This is a genomic window from Nocardioides sambongensis (assembly GCF_006494815.1).
GTDB classification, from domain to species: Bacteria; Actinomycetota; Actinomycetes; order Propionibacteriales; family Nocardioidaceae; genus Nocardioides; species Nocardioides sambongensis.
This window is the reverse complement of the sequence record NZ_CP041091.1, coordinates 4,086,094-4,109,826: the sequence shown is the minus strand read 5'-3', so window position 1 is coordinate 4,109,826 and position 23,733 is coordinate 4,086,094. Positions and strand designations below refer to the sequence as shown.

The 23,733-nt window shown below is 72.7% G+C and carries 22 protein-coding genes and 2 pseudogenes; 13 read left to right on the top strand and 11 right to left on the bottom strand.

Going from position 1 to position 23,733, the window contains the following annotated elements; translation table 11 throughout:
* Nucleotides 1–99 precede the first annotated feature (99 nt).
* Together FIV43_RS19105 and FIV43_RS19100 are read right to left on the bottom strand one after the other, a co-directional pair.
* Entirely contained in the window at nt 100–1,425 is a 1,326-nt protein-coding gene (locus tag FIV43_RS19105) for an alpha/beta hydrolase domain-containing protein (protein WP_196780889.1), read from the bottom strand.
* A gap of 15 nt (nt 1,426–1,440) precedes the next feature.
* The gene (locus tag FIV43_RS19100) at nt 1,441–2,037 is read right to left on the bottom strand and encodes a TetR/AcrR family transcriptional regulator (RefSeq protein ID WP_141015398.1); all 597 of its coding nucleotides are present in this window, start codon (nt 2,035–2,037) and stop codon (nt 1,441–1,443) included.
* Nucleotides 2,038–2,174: 137 nt separating this feature from the next.
* On the opposite strand from FIV43_RS19100, the gene FIV43_RS19095 reads away from it, so the two are divergent.
* From FIV43_RS19095 to FIV43_RS19080, 4 genes are all read left to right on the top strand, one after another.
* Nucleotides 2,175–2,360 carry a hypothetical protein gene (locus tag FIV43_RS19095; RefSeq protein WP_141015397.1) on the top strand — a complete coding sequence of 62 codons (186 nt, stop codon included), beginning with the start codon at nt 2,175–2,177 and terminating at the stop codon, nt 2,358–2,360.
* On the top strand, nt 2,318–3,655 hold the full coding sequence (locus FIV43_RS19090) for a hypothetical protein (protein ID WP_141015396.1): 1,338 nt from the start codon (nt 2,318–2,320) through the stop codon (nt 3,653–3,655). The genes FIV43_RS19095 and FIV43_RS19090 overlap by 43 nt, the downstream gene beginning before the upstream one ends.
* Before the next feature lie 341 nt (nt 3,656–3,996).
* Nucleotides 3,997–4,845, top strand: a complete 849-nt coding sequence (locus FIV43_RS19085) for an LLM class F420-dependent oxidoreductase (protein ID WP_141015395.1) — start codon at nt 3,997–3,999, stop codon at nt 4,843–4,845.
* 13 nt (nt 4,846–4,858) lie between these two features.
* Complete coding sequence (locus FIV43_RS19080) at nt 4,859–6,133, top strand: hypothetical protein (RefSeq protein WP_141015394.1); 1,275 nt, start codon at nt 4,859–4,861, stop codon at nt 6,131–6,133.
* Between the two features lie 47 nt (nt 6,134–6,180).
* Here FIV43_RS19080 and FIV43_RS19075 read toward each other — a convergent pair whose 3' ends face one another.
* Complete coding sequence (locus tag FIV43_RS19075; protein ID WP_141015393.1) at nt 6,181–7,398, bottom strand: saccharopine dehydrogenase family protein; 1,218 nt, start codon at nt 7,396–7,398, stop codon at nt 6,181–6,183.
* Nucleotides 7,399–7,511: 113 nt separating this feature from the next.
* Here FIV43_RS19075 and FIV43_RS19070 point away from each other — a divergent pair, with 113 nt between their 5' ends.
* From FIV43_RS19070 to FIV43_RS23360, 6 genes are all read left to right on the top strand, one after another.
* Nucleotides 7,512–9,485, top strand: a complete 1,974-nt coding sequence (locus tag FIV43_RS19070) for a beta-propeller domain-containing protein (RefSeq protein ID WP_141015392.1) — start codon at nt 7,512–7,514, stop codon at nt 9,483–9,485.
* 30 nt (nt 9,486–9,515) lie between these two features.
* Complete coding sequence (locus tag FIV43_RS19065; RefSeq protein WP_141015391.1) at nt 9,516–9,782, top strand: DUF2277 domain-containing protein; 267 nt, start codon at nt 9,516–9,518, stop codon at nt 9,780–9,782.
* Between the two features lie 10 nt (nt 9,783–9,792).
* Nucleotides 9,793–10,416, top strand: coding sequence for a protein-L-isoaspartate O-methyltransferase family protein (locus FIV43_RS19060; protein ID WP_196780888.1), 624 nt, complete (start codon nt 9,793–9,795; stop codon nt 10,414–10,416).
* Between the two features lie 72 nt (nt 10,417–10,488).
* A complete protein-coding gene (locus tag FIV43_RS22880; RefSeq protein ID WP_231123540.1) occupies nt 10,489–10,650 on the top strand; it encodes a hypothetical protein in 162 nt (53 codons plus the stop codon).
* Nucleotides 10,647–11,048: a Sir2 family NAD-dependent protein deacetylase gene (locus tag FIV43_RS23365; RefSeq protein ID WP_269204041.1), complete on the top strand. Its 402-nt coding sequence runs from the start codon at nt 10,647–10,649 to the stop codon at nt 11,046–11,048. The genes FIV43_RS22880 and FIV43_RS23365 overlap by 4 nt, the downstream gene beginning before the upstream one ends.
* 8 nt (nt 11,049–11,056) lie before the next feature.
* Nucleotides 11,057–11,338, top strand: coding sequence for an SIR2 family protein (locus tag FIV43_RS23360; RefSeq protein ID WP_269204040.1), 282 nt, complete (start codon nt 11,057–11,059; stop codon nt 11,336–11,338).
* Nucleotides 11,339–11,344: 6 nt separating this feature from the next.
* Here the strand turns inward: FIV43_RS23360 and FIV43_RS19050 are convergent, their stop codons facing one another.
* Nucleotides 11,345–12,031, bottom strand: coding sequence for a metal-dependent transcriptional regulator (locus tag FIV43_RS19050; RefSeq protein ID WP_141015390.1), 687 nt, complete (start codon nt 12,029–12,031; stop codon nt 11,345–11,347).
* A gap of 233 nt (nt 12,032–12,264) precedes the next feature.
* On the opposite strand from FIV43_RS19050, the gene FIV43_RS19045 reads away from it, so the two are divergent.
* Nucleotides 12,265–12,831 (top strand): hypothetical protein, encoded by a 567-nt coding sequence (locus FIV43_RS19045; protein WP_141015389.1) that lies wholly within the window; start codon nt 12,265–12,267, stop codon nt 12,829–12,831.
* 55 nt (nt 12,832–12,886) lie between these two features.
* Here the strand turns inward: FIV43_RS19045 and FIV43_RS19040 are convergent, their stop codons facing one another.
* From FIV43_RS19040 to FIV43_RS23595, 7 genes and pseudogenes are all read right to left on the bottom strand, one after another.
* The gene (locus FIV43_RS19040; protein ID WP_231123539.1) at nt 12,887–13,357 is read right to left on the bottom strand and encodes a MarR family winged helix-turn-helix transcriptional regulator; all 471 of its coding nucleotides are present in this window, start codon (nt 13,355–13,357) and stop codon (nt 12,887–12,889) included.
* A complete protein-coding gene (locus tag FIV43_RS19035; protein WP_231123538.1) occupies nt 13,350–15,068 on the bottom strand; it encodes an MDR family MFS transporter in 1,719 nt (572 codons plus the stop codon). Before FIV43_RS19035 ends, FIV43_RS19040 begins: the two co-directional genes overlap by 8 nt.
* A 457-nt stretch (nt 15,069–15,525) precedes the next feature.
* A pseudogene (locus FIV43_RS19030) lies at nt 15,526–17,471 on the bottom strand (ABC transporter ATP-binding protein).
* Between the two features lie 53 nt (nt 17,472–17,524).
* A complete protein-coding gene (locus FIV43_RS19025; RefSeq protein ID WP_141015388.1) occupies nt 17,525–19,258 on the bottom strand; it encodes an ABC transporter ATP-binding protein in 1,734 nt (577 codons plus the stop codon).
* Entirely contained in the window at nt 19,258–19,848 is a 591-nt protein-coding gene (locus tag FIV43_RS19020; protein ID WP_196780887.1) for a TetR/AcrR family transcriptional regulator, read from the bottom strand. Before FIV43_RS19020 ends, FIV43_RS19025 begins: the two co-directional genes overlap by 1 nt.
* Nucleotides 19,849–19,898: 50 nt before the next feature.
* Entirely contained in the window at nt 19,899–20,195 is a 297-nt protein-coding gene (locus tag FIV43_RS23600) for a pyridoxal 5'-phosphate synthase (protein ID WP_331251078.1), read from the bottom strand.
* Between the two features lie 68 nt (nt 20,196–20,263).
* Nucleotides 20,264–20,419 (bottom strand): annotated as a pseudogene (locus FIV43_RS23595) (pyridoxamine 5'-phosphate oxidase family protein); the annotation flags it as partial.
* 341 nt (nt 20,420–20,760) lie between these two features.
* Between FIV43_RS23595 and FIV43_RS19010 the strand changes: the two are divergent.
* Nucleotides 20,761–21,864, top strand: a complete 1,104-nt coding sequence (locus FIV43_RS19010; RefSeq protein WP_141015387.1) for a citrate synthase 2 — start codon at nt 20,761–20,763, stop codon at nt 21,862–21,864.
* A 255-nt stretch (nt 21,865–22,119) separates the two neighbouring features.
* Complete coding sequence (locus FIV43_RS19005) at nt 22,120–23,469, top strand: hemolysin family protein (protein ID WP_231123537.1); 1,350 nt, start codon at nt 22,120–22,122, stop codon at nt 23,467–23,469.
* Nucleotides 23,470–23,733: the final 264 nt, after the last annotated feature.

Below are 23,733 nucleotides of genomic sequence, written 5' to 3'. Positions count from 1 at the left end.
TGGAACAGGTTCTCGCAAGGGGCTGCGGCCAGCCCGTCGGCTCAGCAGAGGGCCCGGCCGGCCGGCGAGGCTCAGGCGTCGCGGCTCAGGCGTCGAGGCTCAGGCGTGAGCGATCGCGTCGCGGACCAGGTCGGGGCGCGCCTCGGCGAGCAGCGCCTCGCGGTCCTCGGCGAGCACGAAGCCCGCGTCGATCGCGGCATCGACGGCCGCGCCATAGGTGTCCAGGTAGTCCTCGACCGAGGCGTGGCGAGCCCGCAGCGACGCGACGGGCACCGCCCGTGTCGCCCCGAACAGCCGGCACATCAGCGACACGTCGTCGCCGAGCAGGCCGGTCAACACCTGGGTCGGCGCCTCGACCGCAGGCGTGCGCACGCCGCCGCGGGCATTTCCCAGCTCGTCCAGCACGAAACGGTCGTCATCGACGGCGAGCGGCTCTGATGCCGGGGGCGCCGTGGCGTCGTCCACCCACCGCTCCAACCATCGCAGCGCGGCGCGCAGCACGAAGACCTGCTGGCCGCGGTTGACCGGCTCGGGGCAGCCGAGGAACTCCTCGAACTCCCCGACCTGCCAACGGTCGGCATGCGCGGTGCCGGCGACCTCCCAACACCGGCGCCACGGCCCGTCGGGCTGGCGCGCGTCGACGTAGGCGAAGCGTGGGGAGAGCACGTCGGTCTCGGTCTGCACCGTGATCACCGGGACGTCGAGCTCGGGCAGGAGGGCGGTCGGGCCGGCGCGCAGGAGGTCGAGATCGGCCGGCGCACCGACATCGCCGCGGCCGAGTCCTGCCCGGCCACGGCTGTGCACCAGGTAGGCGTCGAAGACGCCGAGCTCGGCGTCGGCGGCGGGGAGCAGGCCGAGGTAGGCGGTCAGCGCGAAGGCCGACTGCGACTCCCCGATCGCGATCCGGCGGCCGACCTCGTGGCGTTCCAGCGGCGCTCCGGGGGCGTCGAGCGTGGCGGCGATGCGGGCGAAGAGGTGGTAGGCGTAGGCATCGCCGGGGTGGTGCAGGTCGCCGTACCGGTCCGGGTCGAGGTGGCGCAGACCGTTGGGCCCGGCGATCTCCCCCACACTCGGCCGACCGCCCTCGACGCCGACGTACTGGGCGGAGACGCCCACCCAGGCGTGCCCACGGCGGACGATCTCCTCGGCGAGGTAGGTGTAGTCGGGTGCGACGTCGTTGCCACTGCTGACATTGAGCCACTCCACGACCACGACGCCGCTGGCGCGCTCCGGCGCCTCCGGAGCCCGTACGACGATCCGCGTGGCAGCCTCGGTGGCCCCGCACGCTCTGCCGGAGGCATCGAACCGGACGACCGTGCCCTCCGCGCGGTACTCGGCCTCCAGGTAGCCGGACGCCGCCAGGTCCGGCCCGGTCACCGCGGCGGTCAGCACCGGGGTTCCGGCCGCGAGCTCGGTGTAACGCACGGCGGCCCCGATCCGTCAGGCCCGGTCGCGCAGCAGGACCGAGACCACGGAAGCCAGGCGCTCGGCGATGTCGTCGTAGCCGATCACGCCCATGCCGGCCTGGAGCAGGGCGCCGGACCAGATCAGGACGAGTGCGTCGAGCACCGCCGGGTCGACCGGCTCATCGGGCGCCTCGGGATTGCGCAGCGCCCGCTCGAAGCGGTTGACGAACTCCCCGCCGATCCGAAGCCGCAGCCGCTCGACGTCCGGGTCCGAGCCGAGCAACGCCGGCGTCACCGCGGCCGCGAGCTCGGGCTCCTCCACGATCCGGGAGGTGAGCGCCTCGAAGGTCGCGCCCAGCCGCTCGCGGACGCCGGTCCCGGCCACCGGGGCCTCCTGGTCCGCCGCGAGGTGGCGCCAGAAGAGCTCGGCGAAGAGGTGGTTCTTGGAGGAGAGGTAGGTGTAGGCGGTCGCTGGCGAGACGCCGGCGCGTTGGGCGACGGTGCGGATCGTCATCGCGTCCCGTCCGGTCTCGCGCAGCTCGGCCAGCCCGGCGGCCATCAGCTTCTGGACGGTCTCGACCTGACGCGGGTTGAGTCCGCGCCGCGGCGCCTCGTACACCTGACCAGACATTTGTCCAGGCTATAGCCGTGAGCGCGCCACCCGCAACATCCTCCCGCACGGTCCGGCGGTGCGCCCACATCCCCAAGCCGTGTCACAAGCGCCGCATGCCGCTAGTGATTCGAACTGGTGTTCGATACAATGGAGGCATGGCTTCGCTCCCCGACGATCTCTCGACAACGCAGCTGCTGGCTGCGGCGGAGTCAGGGGTGCGGGCGCAGCGGGCGATGGAGGTCGAGCAGCTCCGGGTGGTGCTGGCCTGGTGCGACCGGCACGGGGAGGACCCCAGGCGATGCCGGGAGCGGTGCCGGTCAAGCACGGCGGGGACCGGCTGATCGCCGTGGGCGGTGAGGGAACGCCGGAGGTCGCCGAGCTCTGTTTCGGAGAGCTCGCGATCGCACTGGAGAAGGGTGTGATCGCGACCCGTCACCTCGCCGGTGACGTGCTGAACCTGCGCCACCGCCTCCCGCTGACCTGGGCGCGGGTGCTTGGCGGGGAGTGCGAGCCGTGGGCGGCGTTGAAGGCCGCCAAGCTGTCCCGGCCACTGGACCGTGACCGGGTCGGGTTGGTCGACCGCGCGGTCGCTGCCGCGGTCGGCGAGGGTCCACAGCGGATGCTCACGGTCGCGGAGGCGAAGGTGATCGAGGCCGACCCCGACGCCCACCGTGCCCGGATCGCTGCGGAGGACGCCAAGACCGGTGTCTGGTTGTCCCGCACCCGCGCCGGCGACGCGGTTGACGTGCTGGATGCCCAGCCGGGGACGCGGCGGATCAACGCCCGCCTCCCGATCGGGACAGCGGTCGAGATCGACGCGGTCCTCGACGACCTCGCCGACGCACTCGCCGAGCACGCCGAGCCCACCGACGGCGAGGAGAAGCCCTCGCGCCGCGAGTTGCGTGCCCAAGCGTTCGAGTTGCTGTCCCGGCCGCATGACGCGGTCGCGTTCCTCGACGGCCTCGATCCAGCCGAGCACGCCGACCGTGATGAGCCCGCGGGTGGGGTCAAGCCGCGGGGTCGGCGTCGGTCGGCGGTGCTGCACGTGCACCTCTCCGCGCTGGCGTTGCGGGCCCTCGGCGGAGACGGTGTGAGTGGTGTGGCGCGGGTCGAAGGGCTCGGGCCGCTGCTCCTCGAGCAGCTCACCGTCCTGCTCCGACACCGCGAGATCCGACTCCAACCGGTGATCGACCTCAACACCATCCAGACCGTCACCGCCTATGAGCACCCGACCGTCATGCGGCAACGGGTGCTCCTACGCCACGCGGCCGGGGACGGGTTCCCGCACAGCGCCAGCGCCACCGGCCTCTCGAGCCGGGTGGACCTGGACCACGCCACCCCCTACGACAGCAGTGGGCCGCCCGGCCAGCCCGCTCAGACCAGTGGTCAGACGAGTGACCTGAACACCACCCCGTTGACCAGGGCGCACCACCGGACCAAGACCCACACCGGCGGCTACCAGGTCCACCCACTCGGACTCGCCGCCCACCGCTGGGTCACCCCGCATGGCCTGGCCCGCGTCGTCACACCCCACGGCACCACCAGAGTCGAACTCATCCGCGCCCGCGACGGCACCATCCACGGCGAGCTCTACCCCCACCCCGCCCACCTCCAGCTCCAACTCGCACTCACCTGAGCCGGTCGCGCAGGACCCCATGTCGGCGGCCCCTTGCAGAATCGGCGCATGGCCTCATGGGCGACACCGTCCTCCGCGCGTGGGTCGAGCGCGGGCTGGCGGCGACCCACCGACACCCACTAGGACCTCGCCGGTCACGCCGACGGCCGCATCCGAGACCAGCCAGGCATACAGCGCCGCCACGTAGGACGCCGGCGCCGGGGATCAGCACCGTCCGCCCCGCCAACTCCTCGGCCTCCTGAGCCGCGCGCTGCGCGTCGTACGTCGTGTCGCCTTCCGTGATCAGACAAGTGTCCAGTCAGGTGTTCCCAATCCTTAGAACACGTTCTAAGGTGGGCTCCATGCGCCATGGCATCGTGCTGTTCACCTCCGACCGCGGGATCACGCCGGCGGCCCTCGCGAAGGCCGCCGAGGAGCGTGGCTTCGCCACGCTCTACGTCCCCGAGCACACCCACATCCCGGTGCGCCGCGACGCCGCCCACCCCACCGGCGGCGACGACCTGCCCGACGACCGCTACCTGCGCACCCTCGACCCGTGGGTCTCGCTGGCCACCGCGGCCGCGGTCACCACCCGGATCGGTCTCTCCACCGCCGTCGCGCTCCCGGTCGAGTCCGACCCGATCACGCTGGCGAAGTCGATCGCGACCCTGGACCACCTCTCCGGCGGACGGGTCACCATCGGCGCCGGCTTCGGGTGGAACACCGACGAACTGACCGACCACCACGTCCCCGCGAACAAGCGCCGCACCGTGCTCAAGGAGTACCTGGAGGCGATGCGCGCGCTGTGGACCCAGGACGAGGCGTCCTACGACGGCGAGTTCGTCTCCTTCGGCCCGTCCTGGGCCTACCCGAAGCCCCCGCAGGGCCGGGTGCCGGTGATCATCGGCGCCGGCGGCGGACCGAAGACGATGAAGTGGATCGCGGCCAACGCCGACGGCTGGATGACCACCCCCATCGAGACCGACATCGCCGACAAGGCGGCGCTGCTGCGCAAGGAGTGGGCCGAGGCCGGCCGCGACGGCGAGCCCGACGTCCGGGTCCTGGTCGCCAAGAAGCCCACCGAGGAGGACTTCGCCGACTGGACCGCCGCCGGCGCCTCCGAGCTGATCTGGGGCGTCCCGGACGCCGACGAGGCGACCGTGCTCGGCCACCTGGACAAGATCGCCGGCCGGCTCGGCCTGAGCGGCTGACCGGAGGAGCACGATGGGCACCACCGTGACCGCTCCGGTTCCCAGCCGCTACGCCGGGTTGAGCCGCGCCGAGCTCGCGGTCGTCGTACCGGAGCTGCTGCTGATCGGGCAGCTCATCGACCGCTCCGGGATGGCGTGGTGCATCTCGGCGTTCGGCCGCGAGGAGATGGCACAGATCGCGATCGAGGAGTGGGCGGCCTCCTCCCCCATCTACACCCGGCGGATGCAGGAGGCGCTCGGCTACGCGCCGGAGCGGCCCGGCACCGGCGACGTGGTGACCATCTTCAAGGGACTCCAGCTCGACATCGGCGCCCCGCCGCAGTTCATGGACTTCCGCTACACCGTGCACGACCGGTGGAACGGCGAGTTCCACCTCGACCACTGCGGCGCGCTGATGGACGTGGAGCCGATGGGCGAGGAGTTCGTGGTCTCCATGTGCCACGACATCGAGGACCCGACCTTCGACGCCACCGCCGTGGCCAGCAACCCGCGCGCCCAGGTCCGGCCGATCCACCGCCCGCCGCGGGTGCCGGCCGGCCGCAAACCCCACTGCGCCTGGACCGTGATCATCGACGAGTCGCACCCGCCGGTGGAGGGGATCGCCGCGCTGGCCGTGGTGCAGCGGTCCCGGGCCGCCACCTTGGAGCTCGCCCCGATCGACACCGAGGACGACGGCCTCTCCGACTACACCGGCCCGCTCCTCTCCGACGTCGACTTCGGCGCCTTCTCCGGGTCCGCGCTGGCCCGGATCGCCGACGAGGTGTGCCTGCAGATGCACCTCCTCGACCGCGCCTTCACCGTCGCGGTCTCCGCCCGCACCGACGAGGCCGGCACGCGGCGGATCCGTCGCAAGCAGCTCACCGGCGTCGCCGGGATCGCCGCCGAGCGCCTCGCCCGCGCCCTCGACCTGCCCGCCACCCCGGACGGGGCGACCCGGCTACTCGCGCTGCACCCGCTGCTCAACCCGGCCGCCTACGTCAACGCCGGCATCACCGCCGACGCCACCGCCGTCGAGGTACGACGCGGGCCGGCCGACGAGGACGGCGCCTGGGTCTCACTGGTCGACCCCGACGACGTCGGTCCGCTGCAGGCGGTGGTGCGCGCCCTCGATCCCCACTTCGACGTGGAGGTCAGCCCACTCACCGACGGCACCGACGGCTGGCGCTGCACCGTGGTCCGGCGCGACGAGCCCGCCCGGGAGGACGACGCCGTCGCGGTCACCCGCTTCTCCACCGGCGCCGGCTTCGCGTTCGAGCCCCGGCGGTCGCTGCCGCTCACCCCCGTCTGAGCCGGGTCAGATCGGGCCGGGCCGGGCCGGGCCGGGCCGGGCCGGGCTCAGCGCACCTCGAAGGTGAGCCCGCCGTCCTGCAGGCGGCGCAGCAGCGCGTCCCCCATCGCGGTGGCGGTGGTGACCTGGCCGGAGGTCTCCGGCAGGTCGTCGAGGGCGAGACAGAGCGCCGACTCGGCCAGCATCATCGAGGTCTCGGTGTAGCCGGGGTCCCCGCCGGAGACCCGCGTCCGCACGGTGACGGGCCGGCCGGAGGCCGGGACGGTCTCCGCGACGAAGTCGACGGTGAACCAGGACTTCTCCCGACGCTGCTCGCTCGGGCCCTCACCCTGGGGGATCCGCTTGAGCAGCTGGTTGCGCAGCGGCGACACCTGCGATGCCACCGCCATCGCACCGACGCCGAGCGCACCCCCGGCGGCGTAGCGCAGCGTCTTGGTGCCGGCGAAGTGGCTGTAGCGGAAGTCGGGGCCGTAGGCGTCCAGCGCGGCGCCGCTGCGGGCCACCACCATCGGGTCGATCGTCGGCATCGGCAGCAGCCAGTAGCCGAGCAGCTTGTCGCGGTGCGGCTTCCCGGCGACGGCGCGGCTGCGGCGACCCTCCGGACGGGGCTCCGCGCGGCGGCGGGCGGCGTAGGCCTCCTTCATCTGCTTCCCGCGGGAGAAGGCGCCGATCGCGGAGTGGAAGGTGCCGCCGGAGAAGCTGGCGCCGGCCCGCACCACGCCGCGCATCCGGACCGGGTCGGTGATGGTGCCACCGCAGGCGGCCGCGAGCTGCTCGACGGTGAAGTAGGCGCCGAGGTCGTGCGGGATCGAGTCGAACCCGCAGGCGTGCACCAGGCGCGCGCCGCTGGCGACCGCGGTGGCGTGGTGATCGACGTACATCTTGTCGACGAACTCCGGCTCGCCGGTGAGGTCGACGTAGTCGGTGCCGGCCGCGGCGCATGCGGCGACCAGCGGGGCACCGAACTGCTGGTAGGGACCGACGGTGGTGATCACCACGCGGGTGGCGGCGGCGACCTCGGCCAGCCCCGCCTCGTCGGCGGCGTCGGCGACGAGCAGCGGCAGGTCGGCCAGCGAGGGCCGCTCCGGGTGGGCCTCGGCGAGCCGGGCCCGCGCCTGCTCCAGCTTGCCGGGGTTGCGACCGGCCAGCGCCCAGCGCACCCCGTCGGGTGCGTGCTCGGCGAGGTAGTCGGCGACCAGGCCACCGGTGAAGCCGGTGGCTCCGAAGAGGACGATGTCGTGCGGGCGCTCGGCCGGGGATGCCATGCACGGCATCGTGGCATCACCGCCGAGCCGATGGAACCTCCGGGTCCGGGTCCGCGTCGTACCCCCATCAGGACCGGAGCGAACCGGTCCGGCCACACAGACGGGGCACCGGGGTGGACACCGAGACCATGCGCGACACCGACCGCGGCCGCCGGCGGCTGCTCGGCCCGCTGCTCACGGTCCTCACCGTCACCGCGCTGGCCGCCGCGTTCCTCGCCGGCGCGCGGCTCTCCGCCGCCCCCACCTCAGGCGGTACGTCGACCACGGACCCGACCCGTGCCGCGTTCACCGCCGACCTCGAGGCGGCCGGCTCCTGCGAGGACCTGCTCGCCCACTACGTCGACCGCGGGCTCGGCCTGGTCACCGCATGGGGGTGGTCGCCCTACGCCCCGGTGGAACTGCAGTACCTGCGCGACCGGGTCGGCCCGGCCGCGGCCGCGGAGGGCGACGCCTCGGCGAGCCGCAGCACCACGAAGGCGCCGGGCACCGACCGCCAGGTGAGCAGCGAGACCGGCACCAACGTCCAGGAGGCCGGCGTCGACGAGCCGGACACGGTGAAGACCGACGGCGAGGTGCTGGTCCGGCTGCGCGGCAACGACCTGCTGGTGCACCGGCTCGCCGACCGGGACCCGGCCGACGACGGGGGTGACGGCGCCGGGCCCCTCGGTGGCTCGGTGCCCGCGGCCGGGTCGCTGCGGCTGACCGGCCTGGAGGCGCCCGAGATCCTGCTGGTCGGCGACACCGTGGTCGCGGTCGGTGCCGACGCGACAGCACCGCGCGACGACGCCGGCACCCGCACCGGCACCCGCGTGGTCACCGTCGACATCGCCGACCCGGCCGCTCCCGAGGTCGTGGACGAGGTCGGCTACGACGCCGCGACGCTCTCGCTGCGTCAGCACGGTACGACGATCCGGCTGGTCCTCTCCACCGGCCTGCCCGATCTCGGCTTCGTGCAGCCGGTCCGGGTCGGCGGGCAGCGCAGGGCCCTGGAGCACAACCGGCGGCTCGTCGAGGAGTCCACCCTCGAGGACTGGTTGCCGTCGTCCACGGTCGCCGACGGTGAGGCCGAGCAGCTGCTGGACTGTGCCGACGTCGCGCTCACCCCCGACGACCTGGGCCTGGACACGGTCGCGGTGGTCGGCTTCGACGCGGCGACGCCGGAGGAGGTGGACGCGATCGGGCTGACCGGATCGACCCCGATCGCCTACGAGTCCGACGACCACCTCTACCTGGCGGCCACCCCGGGCGGGGATCCCTGGGCGATCGCGTCGCGGGCCGCGTTCACCGACCCCGTGGTGGGCGGCACGACGTACCTGTTCGACTTCGTGCTCGACGGCACCGCTGCCACCCACGTCGCCTCCGGCGAGGTGGAGGGGGCGATCGCCGACCGGTGGGCGATGGACGAGGCCGGGGACGTGCTGCGGGTGGCCGTCGGCCCCACCGCCGAGACCGGGGACTTCAACGCGGTGGTGACCTTCGAGCGGCAGGGCGCGGACCTCGTCGAGGTCGGGCGGCTGGACCGGCTCGGGGTGGGCGAGGACCTGAAGGCGGTGCGCTGGTCCGACGACCTGGCGATCGTGGTGACCTTCCGCCGGGTCGACCCGCTCTACGCCGTCGACCTCACCGACGATGCGGCGCCGACGCTGATCGGCACGCTGAAGATCCCCGGCTTCTCCTCCTACTTGCACCCGCTGGGCAGCATGCGGATGGTCGGCCTCGGGGAGGGCCCCACGGGGCGCGGCGGATGGGGCGCGCGGATGGGGCTCTTCGACGTCACCGACCTGACCGCCCCGCGCCAGCTCGACGTGCACTCCTACGGCGCCGGCGCCACCGCGCTGGCGACCGCGGACCCCCGCGCGTTCACCTGGGTGCCGGAGCACCGCACCGTGCTGACCGTGGTCGAACGGTGGGGCCGGACCCGGCTCGGCCTGCTGTCGGTGACCCGGATCGTGGAGGGTCACCTCCAGCAGAGCTCGGTGCGGGTCGAGTACGGCGAGGACGTGGCGCAGGTGCGCACCGTGCCCCTCGGGGACGGCCGGGTGGTGCTGGTGACCGGGGAGCAGGTGCGCTACCTGGACCTCGGGTGAGGTGGTACGTCGCGGCGTAGGCTCGGCGGCATGTGCCGGAACATCAGGACGCTGCACAACTACGAGCCGCCCGCCACCACCTCCGAGGTCGAGGCGGCCGCGCTGCAGTTCGTCCGCAAGGTCAGCGGTGCGACGAAGCCGTCCCAGGCCAACCAGGCGGCCTTCGACCGGGCGGTCGCCGAGATCGCGCATGTCACCCAGCACCTGCTCGACGAGCTGGTCACCACCGCGCCGCCGAAGAACCGGGAGGTCGAGGCGGAGAAGGCACGCGAGCGGGCGCGCCTGCGCTACGGCTGAGGGGCTCCCGGTGGAGCCGGACGTCGGCAGCCCCGAGCAGCGGGCCCGGGCGGCGCTCAGCGCCCTGCCGCGCCGCGACTTCCTCCCCCGTCGCCAGCACCGCTTCGCCGACGACGACCGGGCCCTCTCGATCGGGCACGGGTCGACCTGCAGCCAGCCGACCACGGTGCTGCACCTGCTCACCGCGCTCGACGCCCGCCCCGGACACCGGGTGCTCGACGTCGGCTCCGGATCGGGATGGACCACGGCGCTGCTCGCACATCTGGTCGCGCCGGCGGGCCGGGTGCTCGGCGTGGAGCGGGTCCCCGCGCTGGTGGAGTACGGCGCCGCACGCCTGGCCGCGGCTCGCGGCACGGTCGGTCGAGAGCCGGACGAACCGGACAAACCGGACGGACCGGACGAGGCTGCGATCGTCCGGGCCCGCCCGGGCGTGCTGGGCTGGCCCGAGCAGGCCCCGTACGACCGGATCCTGGTCTCGGCCGACGCGGCGACCGTCCCGCCGTCGTTGGTGGACCAGCTGGCGCCCGCCGGGGTGCTGGTCGGTCCGTTCGGCGGACAGTTGTGCCGGGTCACCCGCACCGGGGACGGCGAGGTGGACGTGGAGCGCCGGGGCAGTACACGTTCGTGCCGCTGATCGAGGACTGAGCCCGATCCGCGCCGGTCCGCGACACAACCGCGTCCTCGTGCGGGACCGTACGCTGATCCGGTGACCATCCCCGCCGCCCTCGGTGTCCGTACGACGCCGGCCGAGCGCGCCCTGGACCTGCTGCGCACCCGGCCCCTGGTGGTGCTCACCGGCGCCGGTCTCTCCACCGACTCCGGCATCCCCGACTACCGGGGCCGGGGGCGCCGGCCCGGATGCCGATGACCTTCGGCGAGTTCACCTCGGGCCCGGTGGCTCAGCAGCGGTACTGGGCGCGCAGCCACCTGGGCTGGTCGCGGATGCGCAGGGCCGACCCCAATCCGGGGCACCGCGCGGTGGCCGCGCTGGGCGCGGACCTGGTGATCACCCAGAACGTCGACGGCCTGCACGAGGCCTGCGGCACCCCGGGCCTGGTCGCCCTGCACGGCCGGATCGCGGACGTGGTCTGCCTGGACTGCCGGGCGACCTCACCCCGCCAGGTGCTGCAGCAGCGGATGGCGGCGGACAACCCGGGCTGGGCGCAGGCGCGCGCGACGGTGGAGGTCCGCCCCGACGGCGACGTCGATCTGGAGGAGACCTCCGGCTTCGTCGTACCGGCGTGCGGGGGTGTGGCGGGGTCCTGAAGCCGGACGTGGTCTTCTTCGGCGAGAACGTGCCGAAGCCGCGGGTGGAGCGCTGCTACGCGGCCGTGGACGACCTCGCCGTGCGGGACGGCGCCCTGCTGGTGGCCGGCTCCAGCCTGACCGTGATGAGCGGCCTGCGGTTCGTGCGGCGGGCGGCGAAGCTCGGCGTGCCGGTGGTGATCGTCAACCGCGGGACCACCCGGGGCGACGACCTGGCCACGCACAAGGTCGAGGCGGGGACCAGCGACTGGCTCCCCCTGCTCGCAGCGTCCCGTGACGGTCGCCGGTGAGGGCCCTCAGAGCTTCTTGACGAAGATGTGGTCGGCCGCCTCCGGGAAGATCTCGGCGGTCTCCCCGCCGGAGCCGACCAGGACGCCGTCGGCGGTGGCCTGGATGGTCACGGTCTTGTCGGGGAGGGCACCCACCCGGCGCATCGCGCTCATCAGCACCTCGTCCTTCTGCATCTCCTCGGAGATGCGGCGGACCAGCGCGCGCGAGGACTCCTCGCCGGCGGCCTTCGAGAGCGGCTCCACGTCGGTCATGAAGTCCTCGCCGACCGCGTCCTGACCGAGCTCGGCGAGGCCGGGGATCGGGTTGCCGTAGGGCGACTCGGTCGGGTGGTCCAGCAGCTCGATGAGGCGACGCTCGACGGTCTCGGACATCACGTGCTCCCAGCGGCACGCCTCCTCGTGGACCAGCTCCCAGTCCAGGCCGATCACGTCGGTCAGCAGGCGCTCGGCGAGCCGGTGCTTGCGCATCACCCGGGTGGCCAGGCGGTGGCCGTCGTCGGTCAGCTCGAGGTGGCGGTCGCCCTCGACGGTGAGCAGGCCGTCGCGCTCCATCCGGGCGACGGTCTGGGAGACCGTCGGGCCGGACTGGTGCAGACGCTCGGCGATCCGCGCACGCAGCGGGACGATGCCCTCCTCGATCAGCTCGTAGATCGTGCGGAGGTACATCTCGGTGGTGTCGATCAGATCGCTCACGAGAATCATTCTGTCACCCGAGGCCGACAGATGCCGACCCCGGCATCCCGCCGGGCGGCTCTCTGAGATGGTGGCGGGGTGAGTCGACTCCTGATCCCCCGCCGGTTCCAGGGTCCGCCGCACTCGGGGAACGGCGGCTGGACCGCCGGCGCGCTCGCCCAGCACCTGCCCGGCGGTGCCCGGGACGCGACCATCACGGTGCGGCTGCGGCTCCCCCACCGCTGGAGATCCCGTTGGAGATCGACGACTCCCCGGCCGGCGCCGGGGCCCGGAGGGGGCTCACCGACGACGTCGGCCGCGCGGTCGCGGAAGCGGTGATCAGCGAGTCCGACCTGACCCCGGTGCCGCCGGTCGGCGTGCTCGAGGCCGCCGACGCCGAGGCCGGCTACCCGGGGCTGCGCCGCCACGTCTTCCCGGAGTGCTTCGTCTGCGGGCCGGACCGGCGCCCCGGCGACGGCCTGCGGATCTTCCCCGGCCCGGCCACCACGCCGCGCGGTCGCGCGGTCGTGGCGGCCACCTGGACGCCGTACGAGTCCGATGTGCCGATCACCTGGGCGGCCCTGGACTGCCCCGGGGGGTGGGCCACCGACCTGCTCGAGCAACCTCGCGTGCTCGGCACGATGACCGCGCGGATCGACCGGCTCCCCACCACCCGGGAGCGTTACATCGTGGTCGGCGAGCAGCGGGCCGTCGAGGGCCGCAAGGCGCTCACCGCCGCCAGCCTGTACGGCGAGGACTCGGGGCTGGTCGCCACGGCCGAGCACACCTGGATCGCGATCGACCCGCAGCGCTTCGGCTGACCTCTCGGAGCGGCGCCGCCGACTCTTCGGGTGTGCGCCGGTGACCCCTCGGCGATCAGTCGTCGGCGAGCAGCTCGTTGTAGCGGGCCAGCAGGTCGACGAACTCGTTGAGGGTCTCATCCGACCAGTCGTCGAGCCGCTCGTCGAGGCGGCGGCGGCGCTCCCCGGCGACCGCCGCCATCCGGCGCTCCGCCTCGGCGGTGACCGAGAGGAGGGTGGCGCGGCCGTCGTCGGGGTCGGGACGCTTGGCCAGGAGCCCGAGCTCGAGCATCTGCTGGACGTGCCGGCTGACCCCCGCCTTGTCCACGTGGAACGCGAAGCCGATCTCGGTGGCCCGGACCGAGCCCCGCTCCCGCACGAAGCCGAGCATCAGGTAGGCGATCCCGGGGATGTCCTCGTGCACCTGCCGGGCCCGCTCGCCGATGACCCGGCGCGCGCGGCGCATCAGCACCCCGATCTCGGCCTCGAGAGCGGTGACGACGGCGACCCGACCGCCCGCGCGCATCGTCGCGAGCTGCTCACTCATCGGCGGAGTCCCGCCGCTGCTCGACGGCCACGGCACCGGTCGCGGCCTCGCGGCCGTCGGGCTGGACCTCCCGCTCGCCGTTCGGCCCCTCCTCGTAGGCGGGCCAGTCGATCGGCTCGCCGGTGGCGACCATGCCGGCCTCCATCTCGGACTCGGCCACCGTCGGGCCGAGGCTGGTGCGCAGCGGCACCTCCTTGATGAAGATGATGCAGGCGAACGCCACCACCGCGAACGGGACGGCGACCCAGAACAGGTGGCCGATCGCGTCACCGAAGGCGTGCTGGTAGACGTCGGCGATCGGGGCCGGCAGCTGGGAGACGTCGGGGATGTCGCCGTTGGAGTGCTGCAGCGCCTCCAGCTGGGCCGGGTCGATCTGGCCGGCAGCGACGAGACGCTGGATCCCGCTGCTGAAGCCGTCGGTGACCTGGTGGGCCAGCAGGGCGCCGAGTGCGGAGACACCCGCGGAGCCGCCGAGCGAGCGGAAGAAGGCGACCAGCGAGCTCGCCGCACCCATGTCCTCCGGGCGGGTGTTGTTCTGCACCGCCAGCACCAGGTTCTGCATGGTCGCGCCGATGCCGATGCCGACCAGAGCCATGAAGAGGCCGACCAGCGGGAGCGGCGTGTCGGCGTCGATGGTGCCGAGCAGGGAGAAGCCGAGGACGACGAAGACCATGCCGCCGATCAGCCACCGCTTCCAGAAGCCGGTGCGGGTGATGATCCGACCGCTGAGGATGCTGGAGACGAGCAGGCCGCCGACCATCGCGATCGACATCAGGCCGGCCTCGGTCGGGCTCATCCCGCGGGCCAGCTGGAAGTACTGGCTGAGGTAGACGGTCGCGCCGAACATCGCCACGCCGATCATCACCGAGGCGGCGGTGGCCAGGCTGGTGGTGCGGTCCCGGAAGAGGCGCAGCGGGACGATCGGGTCGGCCGCGACCCGGGCCTCCACCCACAGCGCGATCGCGATCAGGGCCAGTCCGCCCGCGACCAGGCCGGCCGAGGTGCCCGAGACCCAGTCGAAGTTGTTGCCGGCGAGGCTGATCCAGATCAGCAGGGCGCTGACGCCCGCCATGATCAGGGTGGCGCCGACGTAGTCGATGTTGACCTCGCGCTTGATCGTCGGCAGGTGCAGGGTGCGCTGCAGCACGATGAAGGCGGCCGCGGCGATCGGAATGGCCAGGAAGAAGGTGCCGCGCCAGCCGATCGGGCTGTCCACGATCAGGCCGCCGAGCAGCGGGCCGCTGACCGTGGCGGCGGCGAAGGTGGCGCCGATGTAGCCGCTGTAGCGGCCGCGCTCGCGCGGGGTGACCATCGAGGCGATCACGACCTGGACCAGCGCGGTCATGCCGCCGACGCCGAGGCCCTGGATGGCGCGTGCGCCGATCAGGGTGCCCATGCTGGGGGCGAGGCCGGCGAGCAGGGAGCCGACCGAGAAGATCACCAGCGCGGTCTGCACCAGCATCTTCTTCGGGAAGAGGTCCGCCAGCTTGCCCCAGATCGGGGTGGTGGCGGTCATCGTGAGGAGCGTCGCGACGACGACCCAGGTGTAGCCGGTCTGGCTGCCCTCCAGGTCGGTCACGATCCGCGGGAGCGCGTTGCTCACCACGGTGCTCGAGAGCATCGCCACGAACATGCCGAGCAACAGCCCGGTCAGCGCGCGCACGATCTCCCTGTGGGTCATCGGTACGTCGTTCTCGACGGCGGCCGCCATCCAGGTCACCTCTTTCGTTCCAGGGCTCCCGGGATCGCCGGGAAAAGATTGGTTGAGGATCACAACCATATGGAGGGGTAGTTGTATTCCTCAACTTTCTCCCGCGGTGCGCTGCATCACACCCGCGGCCGGGCGGTGGCGCGCGCGCCACCCCGGGGGCATGCAGCGGGGCGGGGCGCGGAGGCAAAAATGAACGACCCGCAGGTGTGGTCCGGCGGACCGCACCGGGGGACGTGCCCGGTTCACCTGCGGGTCGGGTGACTGCTGGAGATTCGCAACAGCACCGTTCACAACTGCGTCGGGGGGGTGATCCCACCCCTCCTCTGCGCTGTCGGGACTGCTAGCGGGCAGCCACCTCACGCGTCCAAAGAGAAATCATTCCTCGGATCACCTCCTTTCCCGTGTGCCTCAACGGTAGGTCGTGCGACGCCGTGCGACAACGGGTTTCCCCGACCGATCACACCACCGCCGCGGCGAACTGGGCCGCGTGCAGACGGGCGAAGGGGCCATCGGCCTCGAGCAGCTCGGCGTGACCTCCCTGCTCCACGATCCGCCCGTCCTCCATCACCAGGATCAGGTCGGCGTCGCGGATGGTGGAGAGCCGGTGCGCGATCACGAACGAGGTCCGGTCGGTGCGCAGCGCCGCCATCGCGTGCTGCACGAGCAGCTCGGTGCGGGTGTCCACCGAGCTGGTCGCCTCGTCCAGGATCAGCAGCGACGGCTGGGCCAGGAAGGCGCGGGCGATGGTGATCAGCTGACGCTCACCGGCCGAGAGGTTCGAGCCGTCCTCGTCCACCCGGGTGTCGTAGCCGTCGGGCAGCGAGTGCACGAAGCGATCGACGTACGTCGCCCGCGCGGCCGCGAGCAGCTCCTCCTCGGTGGCCTCGGGGCGTCCGTAGCGAATGTTGTCCGCGATCGTGCCCTCGAAGAGCCACGCGTCCTGGAGCACCATCCCGATCCTGCCGCGCAGGTCCGCCCGCGACATCGCGGTGATGTCGACGCCGTCCAGGGTGATCCGACCCGCGTCGAGCTCGTAGAACCGCATCACCAGGTTGACCAGGGTGGTCTTCCCGGCGCCGGTCGGTCCGACGATCGCGACCGTCTGGCCCGGCCGCGCGACCAGCGAGAGGTCGGTGATCAGCGGCTCGTCGGGCAGGTAGGAGAAGGAGACGTCCTCGAACGCCACCTCGCCGCGGGTCTGCGGGGCCGGGGCCGCCTCGGCCGCGTCCGGCACCTGCTCCTCGGCGTCGAGCAGCTCGAAGACCCGCTCCGCCGACGCCACGCCCGACTGCAGCAGGTTGGCCATCGAGGCGACCTGGGTGAGCGGCTGGGTGAACTGCCGGGAGTACTGGATGAAGGCCTGGACCTCGCCGATGGTGAGCGCGCCGGAGGTGACCCGGAGGCCACCGACCACGGCGATCACCACGTAGTTGAGGTTCCCGACGAGCATCATCACCGGCATGATCAGGCCGCTGACGAACTGCGCCCGCCACGAGGAGCCGTAGAGCGACTCGTTCTCCTCGGCGAACTCCTCCTCGACGGCGGTCCGGCGACCGAACACCGAGACCAGCGCGTGGCCCGAGATCGACTCCTCGACGTGCGCGTTGAGCCGCCCGGTCTGGCGCCACTGGTCGATGAACTCGCGCTGGGAGCGCTTCATGATCCGGCCCGCGACCACCATCGAGACCGGCACCGAGACCACCGCGATCATCGCCAGCAGCGGACTGATCCACAGCATCATCGCCAGCACCGCGACCACGGTGAGCAGCGCGGTGAGCAGCTGGCTCATCGTCTGCTGCAGCGTCTGCGCCAGGTTGTCGATGTCGTTGGTGACGCGGGAGAGCAGCTCACCGCGCGGCTGCCGGTCGAAGTAGGAGAGCGGCAGCCGGTTGACCTTGTCCTCCACGTCCGAGCGCATCCGGCGGACGCTGGACTGGACGATGCCGTTGACCACCCAGCCCTGCAGCCAGGCCAGCAGCGAGCCGGCGACGTAGACGGCCAGGACGATCATCAGCGCGTGCGCGACGGCGTCGAACTCGACGCCCCGGCCGGGCACCAGGTCCAGTCCGCGGAGCATGTCCGCGACACCGTCGTCCCCGCGCGCCTCGGCCGCGGCGACCGCCTGGTCCTTGGTGGTGCCGGCCGGCAGTTGGGAGCCGATGAAGCCGTTGAAGACCAGATCGGTGGCGTGACCGAGCAGCCGCGGACCCAGCGACATCAGGGTCACCGACCCGACCGCGAGCACCGCGACCAGCACCAACTGGAGCCGCTCGGGGCCAGGCCGCGGATCAGCCGTCGGGTGGAGGCCTTGAAGTCGCCGGCCTTCTGGCCGACCATGCCGCCGCCCATCGGGCCGCGACCGGGCCCGCCGCCACCGGCGACCACCCGCTCGGTCTCCTTCATGGTGCCGCCTTGGCCGGCCGACCCCTCGACGGGAGTCGCATCCTCGTGCGCGCTCACGCCGCCACCTCCTCGATGCCCTGCGACGCCGCGATCTCCCGGTACGTCGGATTGCCCGCCATCAGCTCCTCGTGGGTGCCCCGCCCCACGACCGCGCCGTCCTCCAGCACCAGGATCTGGTCGGCGTCCCGGATGGTCGCGATCCGCTGCGCCACCACCAGCACCGTGGCGTCGCGGGTCTGCGGCGCCAGCGCCGCGCGGAGCCGGGCGTCCGTGGCGAGGTCCAGCGCCGAGAACGCGTCGTCGAACAGGTAGATCCGCGGGCGTCGTACCAGCGCGCGGGCGATGGCCAGGCGCTGCCGCTGGCCGCCGGAGACGCTGGTGCCACCCTGGGCGACCGGGGTGTCCAGACCGGCCGGCATGGCGCGGACGAAGTCGGCGGCCTGCGCGATCTCCAGCGCCTGCCACAGGTCCTCGTCGGTGGCCTCGGGCCGGCCGAAGCGCAGGTTGTCCGCGACGGTGCCGGAGAAGAGGTAGCCGCGCTGCGGGATCAGCCCGATCCGCGCCCACAGCTCCTCCGGGTCGAGGTCGCGCACGTCCACGCCGTCGACCAGCACCGCACCCTCGGTCACGTCGAGCAGCCGCGGGATCAGGTTGACCAGGGTGGTCTTGCCGGCGCCGGTGGACCCGATCAGGGCCACGGTCTGGCCGGGGCGGGCGGAGAGGTCGACGCCGCTGAGCACCGGTCGCTCGGCGCCGGGGAAGGTGAGGCCGACACCGCGCAGGTCCAGGTCGCCGCGGGCCGGCGGGGCCGGTGTGGGGTCGCGCGGCGGCAGCACGCTGGAGTCGGTGTCGAGCACCTCGCCGATCCGGTCCGCGCAGACCGCCGAGCGCGGGACCATCATCAGCATGAACGTACCCATCATCACGCTCATCAGGATCTGCATCAGGTAGGAGAGGAAGGCGGTCAGCGCGCCGACCTCCATCTCGCCGGCATCGATGCGGTGCGCACCGAACCAGATCACCGCGACGCTGGCGACGTTGGAGACCAGCATCACCAGCGGGAACATCGTGGCCATCCAGCGGCCGGCGCGCAGCGAGACGTCGGTGAGCGCGTCGTTGGCGTCCGCGAACCGCTCGGTCTCCAGCGGCTCCCGGACGAAGGCCCGGACCACCCGGATGCCGGTGATCTGCTCGCGCAGGATCCGGTTGACCCCATCCAGGCGCTCCTGGACCAGCCGGAACGACGGGACCATCTTGGCCACCACCACCCCGACCGCGACCACGAGGACCGGCACCACGGCCACGACCAGCCAGGAGAGCCCGAGGTCCTCGCGCATCGCCATCACGATGCCGCCGACCATCATGATCGGGATGGTGACCGCCATGGTGCAGGTCATCAGCGCGAGCATCTGGACCTGCTGCACGTCGTTGGTGGACCGGGTGATCAGCGACGGCGCACCGAACCGCATCACCTCGCGCCCGGAGAAGCTGCCGACCCGGTGGAAGACGGCGGCGCGCAGGTCGCGCCCGAAGCCCATCGCGATGCGGGCACCGAACCAGGCGGCGGTCACCGAGCAGGCGGCCTGCAGCAGCGACACCAGCAGCATCACGCCGCCGACGCGGATCACGTAGCCGTTGTCGCCGGCGACCACGCCGTTGTCGATGATGTCGGCGTTGAGACTGGGCAGGAAGAGCATCGCCACGGTGGCGGTGAACTGGAGCGCCACCACGATGGCCAGCCAGCGGCGGTAGGGGCGCAGGTGGGTGCGCAGCAGGCGGAGCAGCATCAGTCGTCCTTCTCGGCGAGCAGGACACCGTCGAGCACGGTGTCCACGATCTGTTCGGGGGTGAGCAGGCGGTCGTCGGCGATCTCGGCGTGCGAGCCGGCGAAGGTGAGCAGCCGGATCAGGTGCAGCACCTCGTCCGGCGGTCGCCGCAGTCGTGCGGCGTCGGGCTCGATCAGGCCGAGCAGCGCCCGGTCGGCACGCCGGCGTCCCTCCTCGACCGCGGGGTGGTCGTGCAGGTGGGCGGGTGGGCCCACCTCTCCGAGCGAGCGGAGCAGGTGGAAGACGGCCAGCATCCGCTGCTGCTGGACGGCCACCATGGCCACCATCCGCTCACGCAGCGGCCGGCCGTGATCGATCTCCTCGAGCCGGCGGACGAACTCCGAGACGTCGAACGAGGCCACGATCGCCGCGTCGACGAGGGCGTCCTTGGACTCGAAGACCCGGAAGATCGTGCCCTCCGCGACGCCGGCCGCCTCGGCGATCTGGCGGGTGGTGACCGCCCGGCCGTGCTGGTGCAGCAGTGGCCGGGTGGCCCGGATCAGCGCCTCCCGGCGCTCGTCGGGCGAGAGGGGGGAGGCACGGCGGGACACGTCGCCCAGGGTAAGTGAGTGAGCACTCACTCACAAATGGATTGCAGGGTCTAGGGCGCCAACCGGTCGCGCTCCCAGCCCGAAGCGGTGCGCCGGAACCGCAGCCGGTCGTGCATCCGGCCGGGCCGCCCCTGCCAGAACTCGAAGACCTCCGGCCGGACCAGGTAACCGCCCCACGCCGGGGGCGTCGGCACGTCGGCGCCGCTGAACCGCTGCTCGGCGTCGGCGTAGGCGCGCTCCAGCGCGTCCCGGTCCGGCACCGGCTGGGACTGCGCCGAGGCCCACGCCCCGATCTGCGAGCCGCGCGGCCGAGAGGCGAAGTAGGCGTCGACCTCCGCCCGCGGCAGCGGCAGCGCCTCCCCTCGATCCGGACCTGTCGCTCGACCGGGTACCAGCCGAAGAGCAACGCGCAGTGCGGCCGCACGGCGAGCTCGGCGCCCTTGCGCGAGGCGCTGTTGGTGAAGAAGACGAACCCCTCCCCCGGCGCGTCGCCACCCGGCGTGCGCACCCCCTTGAGCAGCACGGTCCGCGCCGAGGGGCGCCCCTCGGCGTCCGCGGTCGCCACCACCATCGCGTTGGGCTCGTGCACGCCGGCCTCGGCGACCTCCTCGAACCAGCGGTCGAAGAGCGCGAAGGGGTCCGCTCCGGCGTCGGACCCGACCAGCCCGGCCGCGCCGTACTCGATCCGCAGGGCGGCGAGGTCGCGGGCGGGCGCGGGAGTTCCGGCTCTGTCGCGGGCTCCGGAGACGGGGTGGCTGGGCTGTTCCTGACCGGACATGTGCCCGAAAATATCGCGTGCGGCAGAATGTCGAACCGGCCGCGCGCCCGACCGGGCGCGGCAGCCCGCTGGATCCCGGCCCCGTGCGACGCGAACGCGCCGGCGGGCCGATCACGAGACGAAGGAGTCGCCGGATGCCTGAGGTACACCACGGACTGGAAGGCGTCGTCGCCTTCGAGACCCAGATCGCGGAACCGGACAAGGAAGGCTCGGCACTGCGCTACCGCGGCGTCGACATCGAGGACCTGGCCGGCCGGGTCCCCTTCGAGAACGTCTGGGGCCTGCTGATCGACGGCTCGTTCACCCCCGGCCTGCCGCCGGCCGAGGCGTTCAGCCTGCCGGTGCACACCGGTGACGTCCGGGTGGACGTCCAGGCCGCGATCGCGATGCTCGCACCGGCCTTCGGCTTCGGCCAGACCTACGACATCTCCGACGAGCAGGCCCGCGAGGACCTCGCCCGGGTCGCCGTCATGGTGCTCTCCTACGCCGGCCAGTCGGCGCGCGACATCCATCTGCCGGTGGTGCCGCAGAAGCTGGTCGACGAGGGCAAGACGCTCGCCGAGAAGTTCCTGATCCGCTGGCGCGGCGAGGCCAACCCGGCGCACGCCCACGCCATCGACGCGTACTGGTCCTCCGCGGCCGAGCACGGGATGAACGCCTCCACCTTCACCGCCCGGGTGATCACCTCCACCGGTGCCGACGTGGGCGCCGCGTTCTCCGGTGCGATCGGCGCGATGAGCGGCCCGCTGCACGGCGGCGCCCCGTCCCGCGTGCTCGGCATGATCGAGGAGGTCGAGAAGACCGGCGACGCCGCGGCGTACGTGAAGAAGCTGCTCGACTCCGGCGAGCGCCTGATGGGCTTCGGCCACCGCGTCTACCGGGCCGAGGACCCCCGGGCGCGCGTGCTGCGCCGGACCGCGAAGGAGCTCGGCGCCCCGCGCTACGAGGTCGCCGAGGCGCTGGAGCAGGCCGCCCTGGCCGAGCTGCGCGCCCGTCGCCCCGACCGCGTCCTGGAGACCAACGTCGAGTTCTGGGCCGCGATCGTCCTGGACTTCGCGCAGGTGCCGGCGAACATGTTCACCTCGATGTTCACCTGCGCCCGCACCGGCGGCTGGTCCGCGCACATCCTCGAGCAGAAGAGGACCGGGCGCCTGATCCGCCCCTCGGCCGTCTACGCCGGACCGGCCACCCGCCCGGCCAGCGCGATCGACGGCTGGAACGACGACTGGGCGAACTGACCCCGCACCACCACCAGCGAGCCTCGGACCCCGCGCGGGTCCGGGGCTCGCGGTCGTTGGCGCGCCCCATTCGATCGGGCTCGGATCCCGGCCGGATCCGAGCCCGTCGGAATGGGGCGCGCAGACACCCGCGACCCCGGCCGCCGACGCGACCTCGCCGACGATCGACGTACGACGAACGCCTGGCCGTAGACTCCGCGCCATGGATGAGTCCCGAAGTCCCTACCGTTCGCCCTCCTGTGGAGGGGGTGAACGGTGATCGACTCGCAGACCTTCGTCAACTTCGGCCTGGTCCTCGTCTTCGTCCTGGTCGGCGGCGTGTTCGCCGCGACCGAGCTCGCCCTGGTCTCGCTGCGGGAGAGCCAGGTGAACCAGCTCGAGCAGCGCGGCAGTCGCGGCGCCCGCGTGGCCGCCGTCGCCCGCGACCCCAACCGGTTCCTGGCCGCCGTCCAGATCGGCGTGACCGTGGCGGGCTTCTTCTCCGCCGCCTACGGTGGCTCGACCCTGGCGCCGGACGTGGCGCCGTACCTGGTCGACCTCGGGCTCGGCGCGGATGCCGCCGACACCGTCGCGCTGGTGGTGATGACCCTGCTCATCGCCTACCTCTCCCTCGTCCTGGGCGAGCTGGTGCCGAAGCGCATCGCGCTCCAGCGCTCGGCCGGCCTCGCGCTGGTGACCGCACCTGTCCTCGACCGGTTCGCCACCCTGATGCGGCCGGTGATCTGGCTCCTCTCGGCCTCCACGAACGCGGTGGTGCGACTGCTCGGCGGTGACCCGAACGCCACCGGCGAGGTGGTCACCAAGGAAGAGCTGCGCGAGATCGTCACCAGCAACGAGTCGCTGGGCGACGACGAGCGCCAGATCCTCACCGACCTGTTCGGTGCCACCAAGCGCACCCTCAAGGAGGTGATGCGCCCGCGCAGCGAGGTGGCCTTCATCGACTCCGACGAGCCGCTGGCCGCGGCCGCCGAGCAGGTGCGCAACCAGCCCTACTCGCGGTACCCGGTGATCCGGGAGAACTTCGACGACATCGTCGGCATGCTGCACGTGCGGGACCTGCTCGACGTGGGTGCCGACGACACCCGCTCGGTCGGCGACGTACGCCGCGAGATCCTGATGCTGCCCAGCACGAACCGACTGCTCCCCTCGGTGGCCACGATGCGGCAGACCGGCCACCACCTCGCCGTCGTGGTCGACGAGTACGGCGGCACCGACGGCATCGTCACCCTCGAGGACCTGGTCGAGGAGATCATCGGCGACATCCGGGACGAGTACGACGAGCCGGTCGCCGTGGTGCCCGTCGGCGGCGTCACCACCCTCCCCGGCGGCCTCACCATCGAGGACTTCTACGAGGAGACCGGGATCGAGCTGCCGGACGGCGGCTACGAGACGGTCGCCGGCTACGTGGTGGCGCGGCTCGGCCGGATCCCGGAGGTCGGCGACGACGTGGTCGTCGAGGAGTACCGGATCGAGGTGGCCGAGATGGTGGGACGCCGGGTGACCCAGGTGGCGGTGGGCGCGGCCGACCTGGCCAGCGACCTGGCCACCGATCAGGCCGCCGGCTCCGCGTCCGGCTCCGGCTCCGACCCCGGCGACGACCGGTGATCCGACGGCGCCGGGCTGCTGGGAGGATGACGCGGTGACCGAGGCCGCCATCGCACGCTATCCCGCTCCCCCGGTGATCCGGGCCGCGGACGTCGGCGCCAAGGTCGTCCTGGTCTGGATGCTGCTCGGCGCCGTGATCGACCCCGAGGGCACCAACCTGCAGGACAAGGCCGCCGAGGCGCGGGCCGTCGGCTACCCGATCCTCGCCTTCGCGGTGCCGGCCATCTGGCTGTGGGTGTGGAAGGACCGCGCGTCGTTCCCGTG

Excerpts from the sequence above, each read along its gene's own strand:
- FIV43_RS19100 (WP_141015398.1), bottom strand. The coding sequence starts at position 2,037 with ATGTCTGGTCAGGTGTACGAGGCGCCGCGGCGCGGACTCAACCCGCGT.
- FIV43_RS19095 (WP_141015397.1), top strand. The coding sequence starts at position 2,175 with ATGGCTTCGCTCCCCGACGATCTCTCGACAACGCAGCTGCTGGCTGCG.
- FIV43_RS19090 (WP_141015396.1), top strand. The coding sequence starts at position 2,318 with ATGCCGGGAGCGGTGCCGGTCAAGCACGGCGGGGACCGGCTGATCGCC.
- FIV43_RS19085 (WP_141015395.1), top strand. The coding sequence starts at position 3,997 with ATGCGCCATGGCATCGTGCTGTTCACCTCCGACCGCGGGATCACGCCG.
- FIV43_RS19080 (WP_141015394.1), top strand. The coding sequence starts at position 4,859 with ATGGGCACCACCGTGACCGCTCCGGTTCCCAGCCGCTACGCCGGGTTG.
- FIV43_RS19075 (WP_141015393.1), bottom strand. The coding sequence starts at position 7,398 with ATGGCATCCCCGGCCGAGCGCCCGCACGACATCGTCCTCTTCGGAGCC.
- FIV43_RS19065 (WP_141015391.1), top strand. The coding sequence starts at position 9,516 with ATGTGCCGGAACATCAGGACGCTGCACAACTACGAGCCGCCCGCCACC.
- FIV43_RS23365 (WP_269204041.1), top strand. The coding sequence starts at position 10,647 with ATGACCTTCGGCGAGTTCACCTCGGGCCCGGTGGCTCAGCAGCGGTAC.
- FIV43_RS19040 (WP_231123539.1), bottom strand. The coding sequence starts at position 13,357 with ATGAGTGAGCAGCTCGCGACGATGCGCGCGGGCGGTCGGGTCGCCGTC.
- FIV43_RS19035 (WP_231123538.1), bottom strand. The coding sequence starts at position 15,068 with ATGGCGGCCGCCGTCGAGAACGACGTACCGATGACCCACAGGGAGATC.
- FIV43_RS19025 (WP_141015388.1), bottom strand. The coding sequence starts at position 19,258 with ATGCTGCTCCGCCTGCTGCGCACCCACCTGCGCCCCTACCGCCGCTGG.
- FIV43_RS19010 (WP_141015387.1), top strand. The coding sequence starts at position 20,761 with ATGCCTGAGGTACACCACGGACTGGAAGGCGTCGTCGCCTTCGAGACC.